Here is a 23,476-nt window from a genome sequence, read left to right as displayed (position 1 = left end):
CGAGGCCGCGCGTGCCTCACTCGTTGTGCAGCACCTCCGCGATCGTCAGCCGAGCCGCGCGGCGGGCCGGGACGTACGCGCCGAGGACGGCGATGAAGAGGCCCGCAAGGCCGAGGCCGGCGAGGGCCGGGGCGCTCCAGACATCCGTCATGTACGACGGCAGCGTGATCTCCACCGCGTCCGCCATGCGCGGCACGACCAGCTGGTGGCCCGCCATGCCGAGCGGGATGCCGAGGAGCGAGCCGAAGGCACCGAGCAGTGCCATCGAGGTCACCGTCATCGTCGTGACCTGGCGTGGTGTCATGCCGATGGACTTGAGCATGCCCAGGTCCCGGCGGCGGTCGCGGGTGTTGAGGACCACGGTGTTGAAGACGCCGAGAGACGCGACGGCGGCGAGCAGCAGGGTGAGCGCGGTGGCGGAGCCGATGATGGTCCGGGTGACCGAGTTGGCGCCGGTCGGTGAGGGAGAGAGCCCGGGATCGGCGGCCGCGGCGGCCCGGGCGTAGGCGTTCGGGTCGGCGCCGTCGCGCAGCTTGACGTGGTAGGCGATGGGTTTCTCCCGCGGGGCCAGCGACCGCATCGTCGACCAGTCGGCGACGACGACCCGGGCGTTGCTCTCCATGAACTCCCCGACCACGACCAGGTTCGCGCCACGATCCCCCTTCTCCACGCGGAGGTGGTCGCCGACGCCCAGTCCGTTGCGGCGCAGGAAGGCCGATCCGGCCACGACCTCACCGGCGCCCCGGATCCACCGGCCCCCGGTGAGCAGGCTGTCGATCCGCGGCCGGTCGCCTCTGCGGGCTTCCAGCCACAGCTTCTCCGTCGAACCCGCCAGGCGGGCTTCGGTGTCGGCCCGGGCGGTGACCTCACGGGCGTCGGGCAACGCCCGCAGCAGGGAGTGCAGCGCGCGGTCGCCGTGCACCGGCTCGGTCTCCTTGCCGTTCTCCACCTTGCCCACGTAGACCGTGACCTGGTAAGCGTCACGGCCCGCGTTGCCGAACCGGTCCATCGTCGTGGCCAGGCCGGTCGCGAACGTCACGGTGGTCACACCGAGGACCACGGCGGAGAGGGTGAGGGCGCTGCGCCCGGGCCGTGCGAACGGCAGCCCCAGTCCGAGGCTCACCGAGCGCGGCAGCCGGCTGCCCGCCAGCCGGCGCTGGACGCCGAGGGCCCGCCCCGCGCGGGGCGCGCTGCCCGCGCTGATCGCCCGCGCCGCGGACAGGCGGTAGGCGCGCACCGAGGGCACGAGCGCGGCGAGGAGGCACACGGCGGGCATGCCGAGCAGGGCGAGGACGTTCACCCAGGGCGCGAGCGAGACGCTCTTGTGGAAGACGCCCGCGTCCGGCCCCGTGAAGGCGAACTGGAGCAGGGGCCGTGCCGCCAGGTTGCCCGCGACGGTCCCGAGCGCACAGCCGAGCACCGCGGGGACGGAGACCATCACGAGGTAGACGGCCACCACCTGCCCCGGCGTGAATCCCAGCGCCTTGAGGATGCCGATGTGTCGGTAGCCGGAGATCACGGCGCCGCTGACCACATGGGCGACGATGAGCACGGCCACCACGAGGCCGAGAACGCCGAAAGCGAGGAGGTAGGGCGCATACGCCCGTGCCGAACTGCCTATCTCCTCCTTCAGGGTGAGGTACGACCGTGACCCGGTCAGCGCGCCCGACGGCAATTCGGCGGTCACCGTGTCGAGTTGCGCGCGGAGCCGGTCGTCCGACGAGGCGTCGGTGAAGCGGAACAGCATCTGGGCGCCGGTGGGGTGCAGGGCCTCGATCTGGCCGGGGGCGACCCAGGCGTCGGCGGTGCGGCTCAGGTCGAAGGCGAAGCCCACGATGGTGAGGACCGGGCCCGAGGGCACCCGGAGCTTCTTGCCCAGGTCGTCCGCGGTCCAGTCCGACTGCCGGTTGAGGACGACCTCGCCCGGTCCGGTCGCCCAACGGCCCGCCCACAGGTCCAACCGGTCCACCGGGCCCCCGGGGCCGGAGCGGCCCACGACCGCGAGTTCGCTCCCGAGGCCGTATCCCATCGCCTCCCTCGGCAGCTCGACGGTGGCCCGGGGGAACGGGCCGGCGGTCGCCTCCATGCCGGACTGCCGTACCGCCCGTGTCAGTCGGCCCTCGGAGACCTTCGCGGGATCGAACACGGCGACGACGTGCGGTCCGCGCTGTCTGCCGAAGGCCCGGTCGAACGGGGACGAGGCCGCGTCGACCAGACCGAGCGCCACCACGATCGCCGCCGTCGAGGTCAGCGTGACCAGGCCGATCACCAGCGTCTGGAATGCGCGTCGCCGTACCGCCGCCCGCGCGGCCCGCCACACGGCCCTCATGCGGTCGGCTCCAGGGTGTGCTCACCGGTCACGCGGCCGTCGGTGAACTCGACGAGGCGACTGGCGCAGCGCCGGGCCAGCCGCTCGTCGTGGGTCACCAGGATCAGGGTCTGGCCGATCTGGTTGAGATCGAGCAGCAGGTCCATCACCTGTTCTCCCGACCTCCGGTCCAACGCGCCGGTCGGCTCGTCGGCCAGCAGCAGGGCTGGGCGGTTCATCAACGCCCGTGCCACGGCGACGCGTTGGCGTTCGCCGCCGCTGAGGACCGTCGGGTAGGCGTTACGCCGGTCGGCGATGCCGAGTTCGTCGAACAGCTCCAGGGCGCGGCGGCGGGCCTGCCGGGCCGGGGTGCCGGTCAGCTGGGCGGCCAGCGCCACGTTGTCGAGCGCCGACAGATCGTCGATGAGGTTGAAGAACTGGAAGACCATGCCGATCCGGCGTCGCCGGTACAGGGCGAGCCCCTTCTCGCTCAGTTCCCCCACGCTCTCCCCATGCACCACCACCGTGCCGCCCGTCGGACGGTCCAGGCCGGCGATCATGTTCAGCAACGTGGACTTCCCGCACCCCGAGGGACCCATCACCGCGACCGCCTCCCCGGCCCGGATCTCCAGCGACACCCCGTTCAGCGCCGTCGCCCCGCCGTACTCCTTGCGCACACCGTCGAGCCGTACGACGGCTTCACCCGTGTTCTCCTCAGTGACCATGCACCGGACGCTAGGTGAGAAGCGCGGCCGGGACATCCCTCCCCGGACGGCACCGGTCACCGCGCCTCATCCCCGGGATGCAGGGACCCGCATCCCGGGGCTGATGCGGAGCCGCGAGCCGGTCTGGGAAGGTGAACCCCATGTGGGAGTGGGGGATTGACGAGGTGTCGGCGATGTCGGCGGCGGCAGGGGTGGCGTGCGGGGCCGCGGCATGGCCGGCGGTGGCACTGGTACGGATGCGCCGCCGCTGGCAGAAGGCCGTGGGGGAGCGCGGCTGGCTGCTCGAACGGGAACGGGAGAGTGCCGCGCGGGCCGCGATCGTCGCCGAACGCGACCGTATCGCACGGGAGTTGCACGACATCGTCAGTCACAACGTCAGCCTCATGGTCGTCCAGGCGGGAGCCGCCCGCGAGGTGCTGGGCACCATGCCGGAGGAGGCCGAGGCGGCCCTGCTGGCCGTCGAGGACGCGGGACGCGGCGCCATGACCGACCTCCGGCATCTGCTGGGCCTGCTCGCGCCCTCGCAGAACGGCGACGACGAGGAACGGGAGAGGAAGGCCGACCCCGGCGCGGACCGGGAGGGGGACACGGACCCCGGCGCGGTCCGGCTCGGCGGCGACATGGCCGAACTGGCCCCGCAACCCGGACTCGACCGGCTGGGCCCGCTCGTCGACCGGATCTCCTTCGCCGGCCTGCCCGTGGAGGTACGGATCTCCGGTGAGCCGTGCCCGCTGCCGCAGGGCGTCGACGTGACGGCGTACCGGATCGTCCAGGAGGCGCTGACCAACGCGCTCCGACACGGCGACGGCGGCAGGGCCGAAGTGACCGTGCGGTACGCCGACCGCTCGCTGCGTGTGGAGGTGCTCAACACCGGACCCAGTGTGCTGACCGGCGGCGACCCCACCCGCCCGCACCCCGTGCCGCCCGTACCGCGCCACCGGGACGGCACCGGGCGCGGGCTGCTGGGGCTGCGCGAGCGGGTCGCGGTGTACGGCGGCGACCTCGACGCCCGGCGCCGCCTCGGCGGCGGCTACCGGGTGCGGGCACGCATCCCCCTGGACCGGCCGTGACGGGCGCGGACACGGTGGCGGCGCCGCGCGTCCTGGTCGTCGACGACCAGACGCTGATCCGGACCGGGTTCCGGCTGATCCTCACCGCCCGGGGCATCGACGTCGTGGGCGAGGCGGCCGACGGCGCGGAGGCCGTGGCGATGGCCCGCGAGCTGGTACCGGACGTCGTGCTGATGGACATCCGGATGCCGAACATGGACGGCCTGGAGGCCACCCGCCGCATCCTGGACCGGGCGCCGGACTGCCGGGTGCTCATGCTCACCACCTTCGACCTCGACCGCTACGTCTACGCGGCCCTGTCGATCGGTGCCAGCGGCTTCCTCCTGAAGGACGTCACCCCGCAGCACCTGGTGGCCGCCGTACGACTGGTCGACACCGGTGACGCCCTGCTGGCGCCCACCATCACCCGGCGGCTGGTGGAACGCTTCGCCACGGAAGCCGCCCACCCTTCGGTCGCCCACGCCGACCTCCGGGCGCTGACGCCCCGCGAGCTGGAGGTGCTGACCCTCCTCGGCCGCGGGCTGTCCAACACCGAACTCGCCGCCGAGCTGACCCTGAGCGAAGCCACCGTGAAGTCCCACGTGGCCCGCATCTTCTCCAAGCTCGGCCTGCGCGACCGCGCCCAGGCCGTCGTGATCGCGTACGAGAAGGGTCTGGTCAGGGCCGCGGGCGCCTGAGGCCGCGGGGGAGCGTCGCGCCGGTCGCGGGTGATCGCGGTCGGGAACGAAGATCGGGTCAGAATCGTTCACGTGCTGCACACCTACTGAAGGAGCAAAGCCCGTGTCCGCCAGACCGACGGACTCCCCGGGGCACAGTCCCCGACCACCTCGCCGAATCTCGCACGACCGATGCGACCGCGGCACGCGACGGGGTGGTGCTCGATGAGTGCCGTGAACGCCGTACTGGGACTGCTGGCCGTCCTCGTCCTCACCGCCGGTACGGGCTATTTCGTCGCCCAGGAGTTCGCGTACGTCTCCGCCGACCGGCTCGCGCTCGCGCGCGACGCGGCGGCGGGCGACCGGCGGGCCGCCCGCGCCCTGACCGTGCTGGAGCGGCTGTCGTTCATGCTGTCCGGCGCCCAGCTGGGCATCACCGTCACCGGCCTGGTCGTCGGCTTCATCGCCGAGCCGTCCGTCTCCGCGCTGCTCGAACCGGCCCTGACCGGCATCGGCGTCCCGCAGGGCGCGGTCGGCCCGATCTCCGTCGTCCTGGCCTTCGTGGCGGCCACCGTCGTCCAGATGGTGCTCGGCGAACTGGCACCCAAGAACCTCGCGCTCGCCGTCCCCGAGCGCCTCGCGAAGTCGCTGGCCGCCTCCACGCTCGCCTATCTGAAGGTCGTGGGCCCGGTGGTGCACGTCTTCGACGGCGTGGCCAACCGGCTGCTGCGCAAGGTGGGCATCGATCCCGTCGAGGAACTGCACCACGGCGCGACCCTGGAGGAGCTGGGTCACCTCATCGGTGAGTCCCACGAGCAGGGCGAACTGCCGAGGGACACCGCCGAACTGCTCGACCACGCCCTGGAGTTCTCCGAGCGGACCCTCGACGAGGTGATGGTGCCGCGCGTGACCGCCGTCTTCGTCCGCGAGGGCGCCTCCGCCGCCGAGGCGGTCGAACTGATCGCGAAGCACGGCCACTCCAACTACCCGGTGCTCGGCGACCACCCGGACGACGTCACCGGCGTGCTCGGCGTACGCGAGCTGATGCGACTGCCCGCCGGGCCCCTGACCGCCACCACCGCAGGCGCCCTGGCCCGCCGCCCGCTGCTCCTGCCGGACACCCTGCCGCTGCCGGACGCCGTGACCCGGATGCGTGAGCAGGACGACGAGTTCGCGGTGGTCCTGGACGAGCACGGCGGAGTCGCCGGCATCGTCACCTACGAGGACATCGCCGAGGAACTGGTGGGCGACATCGCCGACGAGTCCGACACCGTCACCGAACTCGCCGTCGCCGATGGCACGGGCTGGCTGGTGGACGCCGGGCGCCGCCTCGACGAGGTCGCCGACGCCACGGGTCTGCACCTGCCCGAGGAGGAGGACTACGACACCGTCGCCGGACTGGTCGTGGACCGCCTCGGCCGCTTCCCGGCCATCGGCGACCGGCTCGCCGTGGACCTGTCCGACGGCGGGCGCGCGGTCATCGACGTCCGCACGCTCGACCGGCACGTACCGGCCCGGGTCCGCCTGGAGCGGCTGCCCGCGCGTGAGCGCGAGGAGGAACAGGCATGAGCTTCCCCATGGCGCTCTTCGTCACCGTCCTGCTGCTGATCGGCAGCGGGTTCTTCGTCGCCGCCGAGTTCGCGCTCGTCGCGGCCAGACGCCACCGCATGGAACACGCGGCGGCCACCGGACAACGCGGCGCCAAGGCGGCCCTCGCCGGGATGCGCGAGCTGTCCCTGATGCTGGCCGGCGCCCAACTCGGCATCACCGTCTGCACCCTGGGCCTCGGATCGGTCTCCAAGCCCGCCATCTCCCACGAACTCGACCCCCTGCTGCACGACCTGGGCCTGCCCAGCGCCCTCAGCTACGGCGTCGCGTTCGCCGTCGCCATGGTGGTCGTGGTGTTCCTGCACATGGTGGTCGGTGAGATGGCCCCCAAGTCCTGGGCCATCGCCCACCCCGAGCGCTCCGCGATGCTGCTGTCCCCGCCCTTCCGGGCCGTGGTCAGGGCCGTACGACCGCTGATCGGGGTGCTCAACCGGGCCAGCAACGCCCTCGTACGACTGTGCAGGGTCACCCCGCGCGACGAGCTGGCCTCCGTGCACAACCGCGAGCAGCTCACGCACCTCGTCGAGGAGTCGCAGCGCCTCGGCCTGATCAGCGAGACCGACTCCGCACTGATCACCCGCTCCCTGACGGAGCCCGCGACGCCGGTCCGCGACCTCGTGGTCCCGGCCACCGAGATCAGCGCGGTCGACGCGGACGCCGACGTGGAGGCCGTACTCCGCGCCGCCGCCGCGCACGACCGCACCCGCCTTCTCGTCCGCGCCGGGGACACGACCGTCCTCGGTTCGATCCACGCCCGTGACGCCCTGGTCGCCCGGGCGAAGGGCCGCGCGGTCACGGCACGGGCCCTCGCCCGGCCCGTACCGGAGCTGCCGGACGAGGCGACCGTGGCCGACGCGATCGACGTCCTGCGCCGGCACCGTGCCACCCTCGCCGTCGTCCACGACGACACGGGCCGCCTGACCGGCCTGGTCACCCTGGACGACCTGCTGGCGCGCTATCTGCAACCCCGGGCGGCCTGACCGGCCGTCCCGGCACACCGCGCATCGACGGTGCTGTAGAAGTCTCCTGGAGCATGATCGCTCGAACTGTCCCGCCGGCCATCGCGGCCGGCGGGACATCGCGCTGCGCGAAGGAGCAGGTACAGCAGGATGACCGACCCGCACGACCCGCACGACCCGCACGCCCCCACGCCGACGGGCCGGCGGCCTCTGCGCCGGGCGCTCGCGGAACGGGCCCGCGCCGTCACGGAGGCCCGCTGGTTCGGCGTCACCGTGTTCGCCCTGATCCTCGCCAACGCGGTGCTGCTGGGCGTGGAGACGTACAGCGCGCTGGTGGCGGGCTGGGGTGTGTGGTTACGCCTCGCCGAGCACGCCGTCCTGGTCGCCTTCGCCGCGGAGATACTCCTGCGTGCCTGTGCGCACGCCGACCGCCCCCGCGACTTCCTTCGCGACCCGTGGAACCTGTTCGACCTGGCCGTCGTGGCCTCCGCGTTCCTCCCCTTCGCCCGCGAGAACGGCACCGTCCTGCGGCTGCTGCGCCTGGCCCGTGTCCTGCGCACCGCCCGCTTCCTGCCCCAGCTGCGCGTCTTCATGGTCGCCGTGGGCCGCAGCCTGCCCGGCACCTTCAGCTTCCTCCTCGTCGGCGCCCTGCTGCTGTACGTCTACGCCATGGTCGGCTGGGTGTTCTTCGCCGACCACGACCCCGAACACTTCGGCTCCCTCGGCCGCGCCGTCCTCACCCTCTTCCTCCTGATGACCCTGGACGGCCTCGGCGACGCCGTCCGCGCGGGCCTGGAGATCTCCCGCTGGAGCATCGTCTACTACGCCTCCTACGTCCTCTTCGCCTCCTTCGTCCTCGTCAACGTCCTCATCGGTGTCGTCATCAGCTCCCTCGACGAGGCCCGCGAGATGGAACGGGACGAGGAGGAGAGGGCTACTGCGCAGGCGGAACGGGCGCGCGGGCGGGAAGAGGGGCCCGGTACGCCGGGTCCGGCCGCCGAGGGACACACCACCGCCGCCGAGGACGAACTCCGCCTCCGCATCCTGGCCGCCCGCCAGGCCCTCGACGCCCTCGAATCGAGCCTGTACCGGCACCGGCCGCCCACCCCCCATCGGGAGGCGGAGGAACCGGTGCCACGGCCGTCGGCCCGGGTCCGAGCGACGCGCGCCCCGGTCGGGGGTGACCGGGGCGCGCGCGTCGGGCGGGAGCGGAACAGGCAGTGATCAGGCGCCGGGGGCCGGTGGCTGCCAGGTGGCCTGGATCAGGGCGCGTTCGGTGGCGGCCAGGTAGACCGCGGTGGCCAGCCAGGCCCGGGCGTAGGGGGCCGGGTCGGGATCGGTGATGCGGCCGAAGACATCGCGGGAGCGGCGGTCGGCCTCCGCGGTGAGCGCGGCCGACAGGCCCGCGGCCGCGTGGAAGCCGCCCCGTCGCAGGGCCGCACCCGCTCCGTTCCGGTCGCCGTCGCGGGCCGGCTCGGCCACCGCGCGGCGGCCCCCGGAGACGGCGACCTCCACCAGCCGGCGCAGTCGCCACAACGGAGCCTCGGCGAGCGGGTCGGCCGGGACGCCGACGAGGCCGTCCGGGGCCGGCAGGGCGTCCGGCGGCGGGAAGTGCGCACCCTGGAGGCGGTCGTAGCCCAGATCGGCGTGGCCGTGCCAGTCGTCCGGCAGCCGCACGGTGGCTTCCGTGTCCGGGGCCGGGCCGATCGCGAGGGGGCGGAGCGTGGCGGCGCGGTCCGGTTCGAGGCGGCCGAGCACGCGCAGCCGCAGGCCGGGCCGGGCGGCGAGCTGACGGAAGTTGGCGGTGTGCGCGAGGTCCGGATGGCTGTTCGCCGGAGTCAGCCGGACGAGCAGGCCGTCACCGGCCGATGTCCCGGCGGGGGACACCTCGCGGGCGAGCAGCTGGTCGCCGACCGCGCCGACGAGAACCAGGTCGCAGCCGATCAGCCTGCGGGCGGCCTGCTCGGCCTGCTCCGGATCCGTGCCGGGGGTGACCGTGAGCCGTTCGGCGACCGCCTCCGCCAAGGGGCGGGCGAAGAGGGCGGCGAGCGGTCCCGACGTCCAGGACAGGCCGGTGAGCGGAGTGGCCCGCACACCTTTGCCGGAGCCGAGGCGGCCGTCCGGGGAGAGCGTGGCCCCGGAGATCAGCAGCCCGCCACGGGAGAGCCCGGCGTGGTCGACGGTGCCCGAGCCGAGGGCGACCGTGGCCGTGCCGGCGCCCCGGGCCCGCGCCGGGCCGCCCGGTTTGACGTCGGCGATCGAGAACCAGCGCCCGTCGTCGGAGACGAGATGGGTGACGACTCCGCCGTAACCGGTGGCCGAGATCACCGGCTCCCGGCACACCCCGTGCACCCGCAGACTGCCGCCCGGCCGGTAGGCGCGGCGGGCCGTGCCGACGAGGGCCGGATCCGGGTCGGCCGCCGTCAACAGGCTTGTGGTGAGCAGCAGTTCGCGCACACCTGCGACCAGGTCGGCCAGCCGGTGGCCCTCGTGCCGGGCGCGGGCGCCGCGCAGCCCGCGCACCACCCGCAGCGCGGCCGCCTCGGCGCGGTGCAGCCCCGCGAGCCGCGCGGTGTGCGCGGCCCGCAGCAACTCCGCCTGGGGCACCGCGCCCGCGGCCGGGACCCCGGCGGCGAGCACGGCCGCGGTGGCGGCCCAGAGGCCGGCCGCGGCGGCGGCCTGGGCGGGGGTGGGGGGCGTGGCCTCGGGGGTGGTGGGGGATGTGACCGTGCTGTCTCCGCCCTCGGTGCCGTCGGGGTCCGCGGTGCCCACCGGGGCCGCGACGCCGGCCGGCCCGGTCGCTTCGGAGTCGGCCGGGCCGGTGGCTCCGCTGACTTCGCCGGCCGTCTCCCCGCTCGGGCCGTCGGCCACGGCGTCGGCCACCGGGCAGGCGCTCAGCACGGCGGCGCGGTGCAGACAGCGGGGTGCGAGCAGGCAGCTGCACACCGCTGCCTCGGCGTCGGTCACCGCACCGGAGGGTCCGGGCGTGAGCGTGACCTCGGCGTCCTCGCCGCAGCGGACGCGCAGGGCACCGCCGTCGGCCGTGACGGGCACCGCCGCGTACGTCTCGATCGCGGCGTCCAGCTTCTTGCGCAGCCGTGAGGTCAGACTCTCGACGGCGGCGGCGACCACATCGGGCGCCGCCGGGGGCAGTTCGGCGTTCATCGACTCTCTCCGCGGAGGCGGTCGCCCACCCAGCGGGCGAGGGCGAGGGGGCTGAGGGCGGCGACCGGCATCCCGGCCGCGACGAGCTGCCGGGCGACGGGCACCGAGTAGCGCGGGGTGCCGGTGTCGTCCAGGGCGGCGCAGCCCATCAGATGCACCCCGGAACCCGCGAGGGCCCGTACCTCGCCGAGGAGCCCGCCGAGCGGGTAGCCCTCCTCGAAGTCGCTCACGACCACCACCAGGGTGCGGCTGGGCACGGTCACCAGGGAACGGGCGTGTGCCAGTCCCGCGGCGATATGGGTGCCGCCGCCGACCCGCACCTCCAGCAGCAGCGACAACGGGTCGTCCACCCGGTCGGTCAGATCGATCACGTCGGTCGAGAACGCCAGGAAGTGCGTCGACAGCGTGGGCACCCCGCCCAGCACGGCCGCGGTCAGCGCCGACCAGATGACGGAGGCCTCCATGGACCCGGACACGTCGACGACGAGGATCAGCCGCCAGTCCGCCTCCTTGCGGGACCGGGTGCTGAACACCGGCCGCTCCGGCACCACCACGGTCCGGCCGTCCGCCGTCCGGCGCGTGTGGGCCAGGTTGGCCCGCAGGGTGCGCGGCAGGTCGAGGCGGCCACCGGGGCGGCGGGTCGGGCGCGGCGTGGCCAGACCCGTCAGCGCGGGGCGCATGCGGGTGGCGAGTTCCTTCGCCAGTTCCTCGACCAGACGCCGGACCAGCGGGCGCAGCCTGGCCAGTTGCTGCTCGGGCATCCCTCCGGCGAGGGACAGCACGGAGGTCAGCAGGTCGACGGAGGGACGCACGGCCTTGGGGTCCAGCTCGGCCAGGACGTCCGTACGGCCCTGGTCGGCGGCCCGCGCCAGCACCTCCTCGCGGACCTCCGCGCCGAAGAGGGCGTCCAGCTCCTCGGCCCACTCCCGGGCCGTGGGGAACGACGAGTCCTGACCGCCGGCCCGGCCCGGGCCGCCCTCCCGCCCCAGATCGGAGGAACCCTCGCCCCGGCCGGTGCCGTACAGCTCGTCCAGCGCGTGCGCGTAACGGCGGGCCCCCTGCGGCAGCTTCTCGCTCTCCCGGCCGAGGAGCAGCCGCCAGCGGTCGGTGGGGGTGAGGTGCGGGAGGCCGGACGTCGCGGGGGTGGGTACCGCGGCTTCGACGGTCCCGGAGACCACGGGGCCGGCGGGGTCCGCGACGGCGCGGGGGACGGCGGTGCCGTCGGCGTCCTCGACCGGCCCCACCGGGGCCGTACCGCCCGTCAGCCGCAGCGAGTCGACGGCCGCCAGGCCCGCCCTGTCCGCCGCCGTCCACAGGGCGAGGAGTGCCGGTGAGGCGCCGAGCGACAGGTCCAGGCGGTCGCCGAGGCGTTCGGTGACCGTGTCGAGAAGGCGGTCGCGGCCGGCCGGGGTGAGCGTGTCGAAGCCGCCGCGCAGGGCGGGCAGCCGGTCCAGGAACCCCTGGTCGGTGAGCGTGTCGATACGGTCGAGCAGCGGGTCCAGCGCGGTCGGCGCGGACTGCAGCAGCGGGGCCGCGCCGCTGAGCAGGCCGCTGAGGCGTCGGGCCAGCGCCGACCGGCTGTCGGGCCCGGTGGCCGTGTCGATCCAGCCGGCGGCACGTGCCCCGAGGGTGTCGGCGGAGTCGAGGTCGAGCAGGACGCGGGCGGCCAGCGCCGCGCCCTGGATCAGCGGGGAGCCGGTGCGCGCGAGGGTGCCCAGGGCGTCGTCCATGCGCAGGCCGAGGCGGTGTTCACCGGCCCGCGAGGCGAGTGCGACGAGCGCGGCCGCGTCCTCCGGCTGGTCGCTGCCCGCGAGGCCGGGCAGCGCGCGGACGGCTGCCTCCAACAGGTCGACGGCCAGTGCGGCGGCGGACAGCCTGCCCTCGGCGGTGGTGCCGGGCAGATGGCCCCGGCGCAGGGCCTCCAACAGGTCTAGGGCTTCGAGGAGTTCGGGGAGCGTGGCCGCCGCCGGGAGGACGGCGGCGGCGTCGGCCAGACGGTCGGCGACCAGCGCGGGCAGGTCGCAGCGGGCCGCCGCGCGGAGCCCGGCGAGCACCAGCGCGCAGGTGGGTCCGCCGTCCGCCGACTCCCGGCGGAAGGTCTCCCGCAGGGTGCCCTCGGCGGCCAGGGCCGAGGTCACGCCCCGTATCCCGGCCAGGTCGAGCCGTACGGGAACGGCGGGCGTCCACGACAGCCGCCACCGGGTCGTGAGGGCCGTCCCGTCGCCCGTGCCGGCCACATCCACGGCCTCGCCGTAACCCGCGCCGCACACCGCCAGGCGCTGGAGCAGGGTCTCGCGGCGGCTGTCGAGCGCGGAGCGGAGCGGGTCGAGCCGGAGTTCGCGGGCGGCGGGGTCGTCCGGGCCGGGCAGCCGCAGCGCGGCCAGTTCCGCCTCCACGGAGGGACCGAGTCCGGAACGCGGGGTGCCCGGCGCGGTCCGGCCCCGGTCGGTGCCGACCAGGACCACTTCGAGGGCCCGGGCGAGGGCCCGGCCCCGGCCGAGCGGCTCGCCCTGGCCCATCACGGTCGTCAGCGCCTCCAGGACCTCGCCCCGGCCGGGGGCCGTGAGCCCCCGGATACTCGCCAGATCGCACGCCATCCGCAGGGTTTCGGTCGCCTCGCCCGTGCCCGCCGTGTGCCCGGCCGCGCGCAGTTCCCGACACACGTCGGTGATCGCCCGCGCGGCGGCGTCCCGCAGCTGCCCGGGATCACCGGCGGCCGTGAAGACCGCCTGCTGCCAGCGCGGGTCCCGGATGCCCGCCGGGTACCCGGAACGGGAGTCCAGCAGGTCGAAGGCGTACGGAACGAGGGAGGTGACGACGGAGGGGCGGTCCCCGACGAGGGCCGCTCCCCGGGACCCGGCCGTGGCCCCGGCTCCGGTCGTGCCCTGGGTCCGCGTCTCTCCTTCCGCCTCGGCAGGGCCGGTCGCGGACGCGGCCGTGAGCGCCGGGGCGTGGAACGCGCCGATCACGGCCGCGACCCGGCGGCCGTCCGCCGCCGCGCGGGCGATCGTGTCCCGCATATGGGTCTCGCGGGCCAGGTCCACCGGCGGCACGCCGTCCGCCGACTCGGCGTCGCGGCGCAGCGCCCACCCCACGCCGAGGGCGGCACGGCGGATCGCCTCGGGGGCGCAGCCGGGGGCGAGCACCTCCACGCAGCGGTCCCACAGGTCGTCGCCGTCGCGGCCCGTCCCGGCGGCGGTGAGCGCGGCCGCGAAGGCGGTGGGCGAGGCGAGGGGCGCGGCCTCGGCGGCAGCGCTCCGGGTGACTGCGCCCCGCGTGGTCGCGCTGCGCGTGGCCGCGCTTGGCGTGTCCGCGTCCCGGGCGTCTGCGCTTGGCGTGGCCGCGGCCGGGCTCGGGCCCGCTGCCGCCGACCTGGCCTCACCCGTGTCCGCCGCCGCCCCGTCCGTGTCCGCCGCCGGGCCGTCCGTGCCCGGTGCCGGGCCCTGCGGACCCGGCCGGGACTCTCCCGCGCGCACGCCGAACCCCTCCGCGCTCCACGCGGGATCCGACATCGGCAGGTCGCAGCACACCACCTCCACCCCTCGCTCCCGCGCCCAGCGGAGCGCGGCGAGTTCGGGGGAGAAGTCGGCGAACGGGTAGAAGCCGAGCCGTCCGCCCTCGCTCGCCCCGGCCAGGGCGACCGGGGCCAGAGTGCCGGGGGCGGCGAGGTGGGGGAGCCAGTGCTGGAAGTCGGCCGGCAGCTCCACACAGACGACCTCGGCGCCGGAGGCGTCCAGCAGGGCGGGTACGGCCGCGGCGAGGGCCGGGCTGTGGTGCCGTACCCCCAGCAGGTACGGCGCGGCGGAGTCGGCGAGGGCCGCGACGGCCTCCCGCGGGTCCTGAGTGGTCGTCACCGAAGGTTCTCCCGCAGGTCCCAGAGGCGGCGCCACATCGCCGAGCCGTCCTCTGCGCGGCGGCGCACCGGACCGTCCCAGTAGCCGAGCAGCCGGGCGTGGTCGGCCGGGTCGTCCTTGCGGACCACACCGAGCAGGTGCCCGGGGACGAGGTCGAGGGCGTCCCCGCCGGGCAGGTACGCGGCGGCCACCCCGAGCGAGGCCGCGACCTGCACGGCCTCGGCGGTGGACATCACCGTGCCGGGCCGCTCCACGTCCCAGCCCTCGGCGGAGCGCCCTGCGCGCAGATCACGGAAGACGGTCACCAGCACGTCGAGCACGGCGTCGTCGACGCCGAAGGCCGCGCCCGCCCGGTGGACGGCCGCCTCCGCCTGCCGCCGGACGAGGGCGGTCTCGGCGTCGACGTCCGCGATCGGGTGCACGGTCTCGAAGTTGAAGCGCCGCTTGAGCGCGGCCGACATCTCCGAGACACCCCGGTCGCGCAGGTTGGCGGTGGCGATGACGGTGAACCCGGGCGCGGCCGGGACCTGGGCGTCGTCCGTGCCGGACAGCTCGGGCACGCTCACCCGGCGGTCGGACAGGATCGACACCAGGGCGTCCTGCACCTCGGGCAGACACCGGGTGATCTCCTCGACCCGCGCCACCCGGCCCGAGCGCATGGCGCCGAGCACCGGTGAGTCGACCAGCGCCTGCGAGGTCGGCCCCTGGGCGAGCAGCAGGGCGTAGTTCCAGCCGTAGCGGAAGGCGTCCTCGGTGGTGCCGGCGGTGCCCTGCACGGTGAGCGCGCTGGTGCCGCACACGGCGGCCGACAGCAGCTCGGAGAGCATCGACTTGGCCGTACCGGGCTCGCCGACCAGCAGCAGGCCCCGCTCACCGGCGAGGGTGACCACGCACCGCTCGACCAGGGCACGTTCGCCGACGAACTTGGGCGCGATCACCAGCTTGTCGGGCAGCGTCTCGTGCGGCTCGGCCGGCTTCAGGGCGTCGCCGCCGCTGCCGCAGACGAAGGTCACCACGGAACGCGGGGTCAGACGCCAGCCGGGCGGGCGGGGGCCCTGGTCGTGGGCGGCGAGGAAGTCGAGTTCGGTGGCGTGGCGTTCCTCGGCGGGCAGGGTCTGCCGGGCGGGGAGGGCCGTCGCCGTGTCGGTCGGGGTCATGGATGTCCTTGCTCGTCAGGTCTGTGGGTCGTTGTGAGGGACGGGTGCCGGGGGCGCCCGGTGCGGGGCGCCCCCGGGTGGGTCAGCGGCGGCGGCCCCGCCGTACCTTCAGTTCCTCGAACCGGGGCGCGTCGCCGTCCTGGACGCGCTGCCAGGCCCTGCGGTACAGCTCGGCGGCCGGTTCGGTCGGCACGATCACGCCGAACGTCGCGTGGTCGTCGGTCATCAGTTCGCCGAACAGCGGCAGCTTCCACCGCTCCAGCGGCAGGCGCGGTGCCTTGGGGTCGACCCAGGCGCCGGGCAGGAAGAGCGAACGCCCGGCCCTGGTCCTGGTGGCTTCCACCACCAGCTCGCCCCCGGCCAGCTCGGCACGGGCCGCCCGGAGCCGGGCCGGCTTCCATCCCGTCCAGCGGGCCGTCGTACGGTCGGTCGGGTCGGGCATGGCCAGCAGCATCAGATAGAGCGTGGCCGCGTCCTCACCGATGCCGTACTCCTTCGCCACCTCGGTCACCAGCTCGGGCACCGAACGGCTCGGGTCCTGCGGCCACCAGGTGCCGTCCTGGGCGCGCTCGCCCGCGACCGGGTCCCCCGGGTCGGCCATCAGGGCCGCGTACGGGGCGGAACGGGCCAGGCGCAGCGCCACCTCGGCCGCGTAGGGCCGCTGGTTGTCGACGCGCAGCGCGGGCAGGTACGGGTCCTGGCCCGCCTCGTCGAGCAGCGCGACCCGGATGCCCGGCGCCGGCTGGTCGTCGTGGGTGGCGAGGACGACGGCGCCGTACCGCTCGAAGCCCTGGCCGGTCTCGGTCGGGGTGCCCGCCGTCTTCCGGAACTGTTGGATGCTGATGTACTGCCCGAGGTCGAGCACCAGCCCGGGGTGGGCGAGCCGCTCCCGTACGGCGGTGAGCGCGCCGGGCAGCGCGGCCCGGAGCGGGTCGCCGGCGGGCAGGCGGTGGGCGAGCCAGGCGGCCAGCCCGACGGAGCCGACCAGCGTGTCCGCCGTGAACCCGACCGCGTCGTCCGTCACCGGCCTGACCCGGTCGCCCCTGACGGCCCACTCCAGGTCCTGGGTGAGCCGGGGTTCACCTGCAGGGTGCAGCAGGGCGGGCAGGGCCTCGCGTACGTTCCATCGCGCGTGCTTGACCGCGCGCAGGGCGTCGGCGAGCACGTCCTCGGGCACGGCCGTCCGCCTGCCGACCTCGCTGTTCCACAGCTCGGCCGCGGCGGCCACGTTCGGCCCGTCGGTCCACAGGCCGGCGGGGTCGTCGGGCAGCAGCGCGCCGACCACGGCCGCGCGGACCGCGTTGTCGACGCCCTGGAGCTCGTCCTTGGCGACGGCCGCGGGGGCGGCCTTGACCCCGAGGGCGTTGCGGGCCTCCGTGGTCAGGAACGTGCGCTGGTGGACGTCGACCCCCGGAAGACCGGCCACGACCAGCCGGGCCACGGTCTCGGTGACGCCGGTCAGCCGGGCGAACTCCTCGGCCGCCTCCGGGAACCAGGGCGCCGGTCCGCGCGCGGTCAGCTCCGCCAGGAACTCACCGATCCAGGGGGCATCGCCCGCGACGCCCAGCGGGGTGGACTTCTGCAGTGTGTACGGTTCCGGGGTCTCGAACCGCTCCGCAGGGTCGTGGAAGTAGCCCCGGAAGACGCAGCCGTCGTCGTCCGGCGAGCCGTGCTCCAGGATCGCCAGGAACGCGCCCCCGCCCAGGGGCAGAAGTCCGTCCCACGAACCCTCGCGCCATGCGCCCGACGGGGTGCGCAATTGGTCGGCTCCCAGCCTGAGGGTCACCTCGCGCCACCGGGTGGACGCGCCGTCGTTGCCCAGCCCGAGGGTGTCGAGCCGTTCGAGCAGCGTCCGCAGCACCTCGCGGTGCTCCTGCGTGGTGGTGAGGGCCGCGGCCCGGAACGCCAGGGCGCCCACCCGGTCGATCAGCGTCGACAGCTCCGGGCGCCCGGTCGGCAGCCCGGTCCCGTCGAGGTGGAGGCGTACGGTGCGCTCCCGCGGCACGGCGGTCCCGGCGTGCCCGGCGGCCCTGGTCAGGGCGCGCAGGGCACGGAAGACGGTGTCGGCCTGGTCGTCACGGTTCCACCAGTAGCCGGCCGACCCGCCGACACCGCTCAGGGCCTGCTGGAGCACGGTGTCCGCCGGCCCGGCGGGTCCCTCCGCCTCCTCCAGGCCTCCGTCGAGCGCCCGGGTGAGCCGCGCCGCCGCGCCGTCGAGGACGGCCTGCTGGCCGGCGGCGTGGCGCACGACTCCCGCGACCCCCGCGACGAGCGCGTCGTGGGTGACCGGAAGGAGCGAGCGGATCGCGGCGGGCAGCGCCTCCTTGTCCTCCTCGGCGGCGGCCGTCAGCAGTGCCGCCGCGGTCGCCCCGTCGATGCGGCGCAGTGCGGCGGAGCCCTCCGGGTCGCGGGCGGTCATGCACTCCCAGAACTGCACCGGCGGCAGCAGCAGGGTGCCCTCGCCGAAGACCCCCGGCGTACGGTCCGTCTTCGCGACGGACGTGACGACGCCGTCCGTGTCGACGATCTCCAGCTGCCAGCCGTTGCGCACGACGGCACGGGCCTGGTCGTCGCCCGGGAACACCACGAGCGCCGACGGCCGGCCCCGCTCGGCGGCCAGGGTGACGGTGTGTCCGGCGAGGTCCTGGGTGCGCCAGGAGCCGTCGGGCAGCCGGACCGTGCGGATGCCGACCACGCCGTCCACGGGAGCGGAGGCGGGCGTGCGGCCGACGGTCGGGGAGGGGCCGAGCCAGCCACTGTCGTAGGCGCTGCCCTCGGGAGCGTCACGCAGCGCGTCGGACAGGAACGCGGGCATGCTCATGCGCCCGCGCGTGTTCGTGGCCGGGTCGTACTCGTAGAACCCGTGGGTGTCCTGCTCGCCCTCCGCGTGCCACACCCAGTACGACGCGCCGTCGAAGATCAGCCACCGTTCCTCGGGCACGGTGGTGTCCCCGGTGTGCAGGACGCCCGCGCCGGTGGTGCGGCCGCCGCCCGGCAGGGGCAGGGTGAGCCTCAGGTCGCCCTTGTACCAGTCCATCTCGGTGCCCCGGGTGCCGCCCGGGCCCTCCATGGTCCGGGGGCTGTCGGCGCGGGTGTGCCAGTAGCCGCGCAGACCGTTGTTGCGCGACCGCCAGTAGACGAGCAGTTCGCCGTCCACGTGGTGGAAGCCCGGGTCGCCCCAGCTGTCGTTCGCCGGGATGCGCAGGTCGTGGGTGAGGAGCGTGCCCTCCGCGCCGATCACGCGGGCCTGGGCGGCACCGGCCACGACGAGGTGCGGCCAGGCGTCGGCGACGATGATGTCCTCGACGTCGTTCTTCGGGACGAGGGTGGCGGTGGCGTCCTCCCAGGCGGGCCAGCCCAGTTCGTCGAAGAGGCCGGCGCGCAGGGTGCGCGTCAGCACCGGTGCCAGGTCGGTGGCGACGGCTGCACGGACCTCGTCCTCGGCGAGCGCCAGCGCCTCGGCGGGCAGCCACTTCAGCCGGGCGAGCGCGTCGGGCAGCTGGGGCAGGCCCACGGCGGTGAACCGCCGGACGACCTCGCTCACCCACCGCGCCAGCAGCGGGCGGCCACCGGGTGAGGCGGCCAGCACGCGGATCGCACGCCGCCCGGAGTCGTCGTCGCTGAACCGGTCCGCGCCCTGCCGGAAGGCGTCGTGGAAACGGGAGTCCGCGGTCAGCGACAGCAGCTCGCGGTGGCCCTCACCCGGGGCCCACTGCTCCAGCGGGAGTGCGTTGCCCTTCCCCGGGGCCGCCACGGGCACGTCCAGGGACAGCAACAGGTCCATCAGGTCGATGTCGTGCGTGACCGTCAACTCCCGTGCGGAAGCCGTCAGTTCGCTCCGCAGCTGATCCGCCGCCCGCTCCACCAGCGGGTACAGCTCGGGCATCCGCGTGGAACCGCGCCAGGACCGCGCGCGCTCCCGGAACACCAGGAACCGCTCCAGCCAGCCCGCCGTACCGTCGTGCGGCCGCTGCTCCGCGGGCAGGGAACCGTCCCACAGCGCGGCCGTGGCGCCGGAGACCTGCAGGATGTCCAGCCACATCGCGGGCAGGTCGTCGTCGGAGGACGAGGGGAGCGTGTCGAGCAGGGTGCCGCGCACCTTCGGCTCGCGCGCCGCCAGCGCCACGAGTGCCGTGCGGTGGCCCTTCCACCAGCCCGCCGCCGCGCGCAGCGTGGACGGCAGGACCAGCAGCTCGGCGAGGTAGTCCTGCTCGGTCACGTCCGCGTCGCGGCCGGCGGCGCGGGCCAGCCTGCGCAGGTCGTTCGCCATCTGCGCCGACGGCGGCAGACCGCCCGCGGTGCGGCGCAGGCACAGCTTGGTGAAGCGCCGCAGTGCCTCCTCGGCCGGGACCCGTGCGGCCAGCTCCTTCGCGTACGCCGACAGGACCTTCACCGGGAGGGCGCCGGCCAGGGCGAACTCCAGGAACACGGCGTCGAGCCGCTCCTCCTCGACGACCAGCCCGTGCTCCGCCTCGGCCTTGCGGGCGCGGGTGAACAACTGGGCCGCGTACGTGGCGTTCTCCTCCGCGAGGAACACCCGCCCCGCCTGCTCGTAGAACGTGGGCAGGAAGTGCGGCACCGACGCCGCGAGCCGCTCGCCCAGCTCCACATAGGCGTCCATGGCCGCCTTGGGCTTGGTCTTCGCCTGCCGGGCCGCCCGCTCCAGGTCGGGCACGACGCCCAGCGCGTGGTGCCCGTCCGCCGGGTGGTGCACCAGCACCCACTCGGGGAAGCCCAGCGACTGCCGCAGCCCCAGCCCCACGACCGCCGGCTCCGCGTCCTGCTCCAGACCGAGGAACCCGGCGGCCAGATCCTCCGCCGCGCCCAGCTCCCCGGCGACCAGCCGCACCACCACCCGGTCCTCCAGACCCGGATGACGGTACGTCCGCGCCGTCAGCGGCACCGCCCGCTCTCCGGCCCCCTCGGTGTCCGCCGGCAGTACTCCGCCCGCCGCCAGCACGTCCTCGTACGACACCGCTGTCCCCCCGCTCATGCGTCCTTGCCCTCCTCGATCACGCGCCCGGCGTACAGCGCCGCGGCCATCCGCATCCCCTCCGACCAGGCCACCGGGCCCACTTCGGCCAGCGGCAGGGCGCGGCCGTCCTGGTCCTGCCAGGTCAGGCTGCCGGTGTCCACCTCGTCGTCCCAGTAGGGCTCCCCGATCCACACGGAGGCCTCGACGGTGCGCTCGCCGTCCCGGACGCGTGCGGTGGCGTAACCACCGGAGACGCGGTACCCGAGGGAGGTGGCGCGGGCGGCGAGGGCGAAGCGGGAACGGAACCGGCCCCCGGTGAAGTCCCGTACCTGGGTGGCCTTGGCGGCGAGACCGTCCGGCCGCCGCCAGATGGCCCGGTGTATCTGCTCGACGCGCTGGACGATGCCCAGTTCCGCCGCGAACTCCCGGATGTCGTCGAGGTCCGGCAGCAGCACCGGGTGCGGCAGGGTGACCGTGCGCGGGGAGAGGCGGACCGTCTCACCGTCCAGGTTGACCACCCGCAGTTCGCCGGAGTCGGTGGCGCCCCGCAGGAAGCCGACCTCGTCCGGGTCGTCGCCGACGATCGCTAGGTCGCGCAGTGCGGCCTGCCACGCCTCGTCCGGCCACACCCGGGCCAGCAGACCGGTGGGCACGGGCAGTGACGACACCATCCAGGCGTCCACCTGCGTGACGCACGCCGCCGCGTGCCGATCCAGCCATTCGGCGAACCGCCGCAGCCGGTCCACCTCCGGGTGGTCCTTCAGCGCCTTCGGCAGCGACTTCAACTGCCGTCCCGCCGCCCGGCCCGAGGTGGCTCGCGCCGCCACCCGCCCCTCCACAAGAGCGACTTCATACCCGTCGCCCGCTGCCAGCCAACCCACGAACCCCAGCCCCTAGCGTCAATTGCACAGGAAGAAAGCACAGTTCAGCCGGGGAATCCCGGCCCGAGTGCGACCATGTGCGGAACGCTAGCGGCAGCCACTGACAATCGGCGCGGGGCCCCTCCCGACGAGCCTTCCGCGACCGCCGGGAGCCCCCGACGGCGAGCGGGCACGCGGGACGATCCCTCCGGCGTCCGGCAAGCCAACCGAAGCGAGTGTGCCGCCGCGTCCGTAGACCTACGTAACCGGGGTACGTATTACCGGCCAGTCACCGGTGTCGATGCCTGTCACCGGGCACGCTCACCCTCCGCAGCGATGCGATGGAGGACGGGGCCACCATGGAGTGGCCGGCCGGGTTCGAGGAGCGGCCGCGCGGGTGGACGCGGCGCTGCGGCCGCTCGCCGAGGCGCCGGTGGACCTCACCGATCCCGGCGGGGAGCGCAGGACGGGACGTCGGCCGGCCGCGATGGACGAGAGGACGGCGTCCGGGCGGAGGCCGAAGCCGTGCCGCGGGCGCACGGCGTCCGGGTAGAGGCCGAAGCCGTGCCGCGGGCGATGCTCACCGCGTACACGGACGTCGAGGAGGGCCTGCGCACCTGGACTGCGCGGTCTGTGCGCGCACGCGCGGCGAGCGGGCCTCGACATCGGTCGGCTCCTGCGTGCGGCGGCGCAGCTGTCCAGCCGTGAGAGACGGACACGGCATGGGTTCCCCGCGGGACCTCCTGCTCCGTGCCGCACCGTGACCGCCCTCGGACGCTGCGTCCCAATATCGCACACACGTGCGTGACCTGGGTGTTTTCCTGGAACAGGACCGCGCTCCGGCAGCCATGGGCTCCTATGGTGGAGGTCACGGGAAGGCGACGGACGCTGAGGCGGCGACCATGACGGAGACGGCGAACGACTACGCGGCGGTGTTCCAGGCACTGCCGGGCATGGTGGCGCTGCTGACACCCGGGCTGGTGTACGCGGACGCGAACGAGGAGTTCCTGCGGCTGTCGGGCCGCACCCGCGAGCAGGTGGTCGGCCGGTACCTCTTCGACGTGTTCCCCGACAACCCCACCGACCCGTCCGCGAACGGGATGCGCAATCTGGCCGCCTCCCTCCACCGGGTGGCGGAGACCGGTGAGCGGGACGCGATGGCGCTGCAGCGCTACGACGTGGAGTCCGTGGAGCGGCCGGGGGAGTGGGAGGAGCGCTACTGGAGCCCGGTGAACGCGCCGATCCTCGGCCCCGACGGGAAGGTGGTGCTCCTGATCCACAAGGTCGAGGAGGTCACCGAGCTGATCCGGGCCCGTGAGCGCTCGCCGAGCGACCGGGCCAGCGTGCTGGAGGCCGAGCTGTACACCCGCGCCCGGGAACTGCAGGAGGTCAACGAGCGGCTGCGCGAGGCGCACGCCCACGAACGGGAGGTCGCGCTCGCCCTGCAGACGGCGATGCTGCCCGCGCCGAACTCGCTCGGTCACCACCGCGCGGCGGTGCGCTACCAGCCGGCGACCGACGCGCTGAACGTGTGCGGCGACTGGTACGACCTGGTCGACCTGACCGGCGTCGACCGCGTCGGTGTCGCCGTCGGGGACGTGGTCGGCCACGGCCTGGCCGCCGCCTGCGTGATGGGCAAGCTGCGCAGCGCGCTGAGCGCCGCGTCCCTGGTGGCGGACGGCCCCGCCCAGGCACTGGACGCGCTCGGTCTGTACGCCCGCTCCGTCGACGGCGCCGAGAACACCACCGCCGTGCAGACCTGCGTCGACTGGGAGACCCGCACGATCACCTACAGCAGCGCCGGGCATCTGCCACCCGCACTGGTGTGCCGTGACGGCGAGGTCGTCTTTCTCGACGGGGCCACCGATCCACCGCTCGGCGCCCGCCCGGAACACACGCTCCGCCCCGAGGCCACCGTCTCCTTCACCGACGGCGACCTGCTCGTCCTCTACACGGACGGTCTCGTCGAACGCCGTGACGAGGACATCGACCGCAGCCTCGCCCGCCTCGCCGACGCGCTCACGCGCCACCGCGAGGCCGGCCCCGAACCCCTCGCGGACGCCCTCCTGCTCGACCTCCTCCCCTCCGGCGCCACCGACGACGCGGCCCTCGTCATCATCCAGCTCTGATCCGGGCGGC

13 protein-coding genes are annotated in these 23,476 nt (G+C 74.8%); 6 read left to right on the top strand and 7 right to left on the bottom strand.

Features of this window, described 5'->3' with window-relative positions; translation table 11 throughout:
* Window positions 1-16: 16 nt before the first annotated feature.
* Together H4687_RS05520 and H4687_RS05515 are read right to left on the bottom strand one after the other, a co-directional pair.
* The gene (locus tag H4687_RS05520; protein ID WP_046917819.1) at window positions 17-2,329 is read right to left on the bottom strand and encodes an ABC transporter permease; all 2,313 of its coding nucleotides are present in this window, start codon (window positions 2,327-2,329) and stop codon (window positions 17-19) included.
* Complete coding sequence (locus H4687_RS05515) at window positions 2,326-3,033, bottom strand: ABC transporter ATP-binding protein (RefSeq protein WP_046917820.1); 708 nt, start codon at window positions 3,031-3,033, stop codon at window positions 2,326-2,328. The genes H4687_RS05520 and H4687_RS05515 overlap by 4 nt, the downstream gene beginning before the upstream one ends.
* Before the next feature lie 140 nt (window positions 3,034-3,173).
* Between H4687_RS05515 and H4687_RS47430 the strand changes: the two genes are divergently transcribed.
* The 5 genes from H4687_RS47430 to H4687_RS05490 all read left to right on the top strand — a co-directional run bounded on the left by H4687_RS47430 (window position 3,174) and on the right by H4687_RS05490 (window position 8,550).
* Window positions 3,174-4,103, top strand: coding sequence for a sensor histidine kinase (locus H4687_RS47430; protein ID WP_050398035.1), 930 nt, complete (start codon window positions 3,174-3,176; stop codon window positions 4,101-4,103).
* A complete protein-coding gene (locus tag H4687_RS05505) occupies window positions 4,100-4,780 on the top strand; it encodes a response regulator (RefSeq protein ID WP_078907061.1) in 681 nt (226 codons plus the stop codon). Before H4687_RS47430 ends, H4687_RS05505 begins: the two co-directional genes overlap by 4 nt.
* A 204-nt stretch (window positions 4,781-4,984) precedes the next feature.
* A complete protein-coding gene (locus H4687_RS05500; RefSeq protein WP_046919042.1) occupies window positions 4,985-6,328 on the top strand; it encodes a hemolysin family protein in 1,344 nt (447 codons plus the stop codon).
* Complete coding sequence (locus H4687_RS05495) at window positions 6,325-7,347, top strand: hemolysin family protein (RefSeq protein ID WP_046919041.1); 1,023 nt, start codon at window positions 6,325-6,327, stop codon at window positions 7,345-7,347. The genes H4687_RS05500 and H4687_RS05495 overlap by 4 nt, the downstream gene beginning before the upstream one ends.
* Before the next feature lie 129 nt (window positions 7,348-7,476).
* Window positions 7,477-8,550 (top strand): ion transporter, encoded by a 1,074-nt coding sequence (locus H4687_RS05490; RefSeq protein ID WP_078907060.1) that lies wholly within the window; start codon window positions 7,477-7,479, stop codon window positions 8,548-8,550.
* Here H4687_RS05490 and H4687_RS05485 read toward each other — a convergent pair whose 3' ends face one another.
* The 5 genes from H4687_RS05485 to H4687_RS05465 form a co-directional block, all read right to left on the bottom strand.
* Complete coding sequence (locus tag H4687_RS05485) at window positions 8,551-10,491, bottom strand: SWIM zinc finger family protein (protein ID WP_050398034.1); 1,941 nt, start codon at window positions 10,489-10,491, stop codon at window positions 8,551-8,553.
* Entirely contained in the window at window positions 10,488-14,345 is a 3,858-nt protein-coding gene (locus tag H4687_RS05480) for a vWA domain-containing protein (RefSeq protein WP_046920330.1), read from the bottom strand. Before H4687_RS05480 ends, H4687_RS05485 begins: the two co-directional genes overlap by 4 nt.
* Window positions 14,342-15,502, bottom strand: a complete 1,161-nt coding sequence (locus H4687_RS05475) for an ATP-binding protein (protein ID WP_050398033.1) — start codon at window positions 15,500-15,502, stop codon at window positions 14,342-14,344. Before H4687_RS05475 ends, H4687_RS05480 begins: the two co-directional genes overlap by 4 nt.
* An 82-nt stretch (window positions 15,503-15,584) precedes the next feature.
* Entirely contained in the window at window positions 15,585-20,495 is a 4,911-nt protein-coding gene (locus tag H4687_RS05470) for a DNA-binding protein (RefSeq protein WP_192781652.1), read from the bottom strand.
* Window positions 20,492-21,358 carry a DUF4132 domain-containing protein gene (locus H4687_RS05465; RefSeq protein WP_046915394.1) on the bottom strand — a complete coding sequence of 289 codons (867 nt, stop codon included), beginning with the start codon at window positions 21,356-21,358 and terminating at the stop codon, window positions 20,492-20,494. Before H4687_RS05465 ends, H4687_RS05470 begins: the two co-directional genes overlap by 4 nt.
* Window positions 21,359-22,239: 881 nt before the next feature.
* Here H4687_RS05465 and H4687_RS05460 point away from each other — a divergent pair.
* Window positions 22,240-23,466: a PP2C family protein-serine/threonine phosphatase gene (locus H4687_RS05460; protein ID WP_046915395.1), complete on the top strand. Its 1,227-nt coding sequence runs from the start codon at window positions 22,240-22,242 to the stop codon at window positions 23,464-23,466.
* Window positions 23,467-23,476: the final 10 nt, after the last annotated feature.

Source organism: Streptomyces stelliscabiei (assembly GCF_014873495.1).
Lineage (GTDB): Bacteria > Actinomycetota > Actinomycetes > Streptomycetales > Streptomycetaceae > Streptomyces > Streptomyces bottropensis.
Note: the sequence above shows the minus strand (reverse complement) of the source record. Positions and strands in the feature narration are given on the sequence as shown.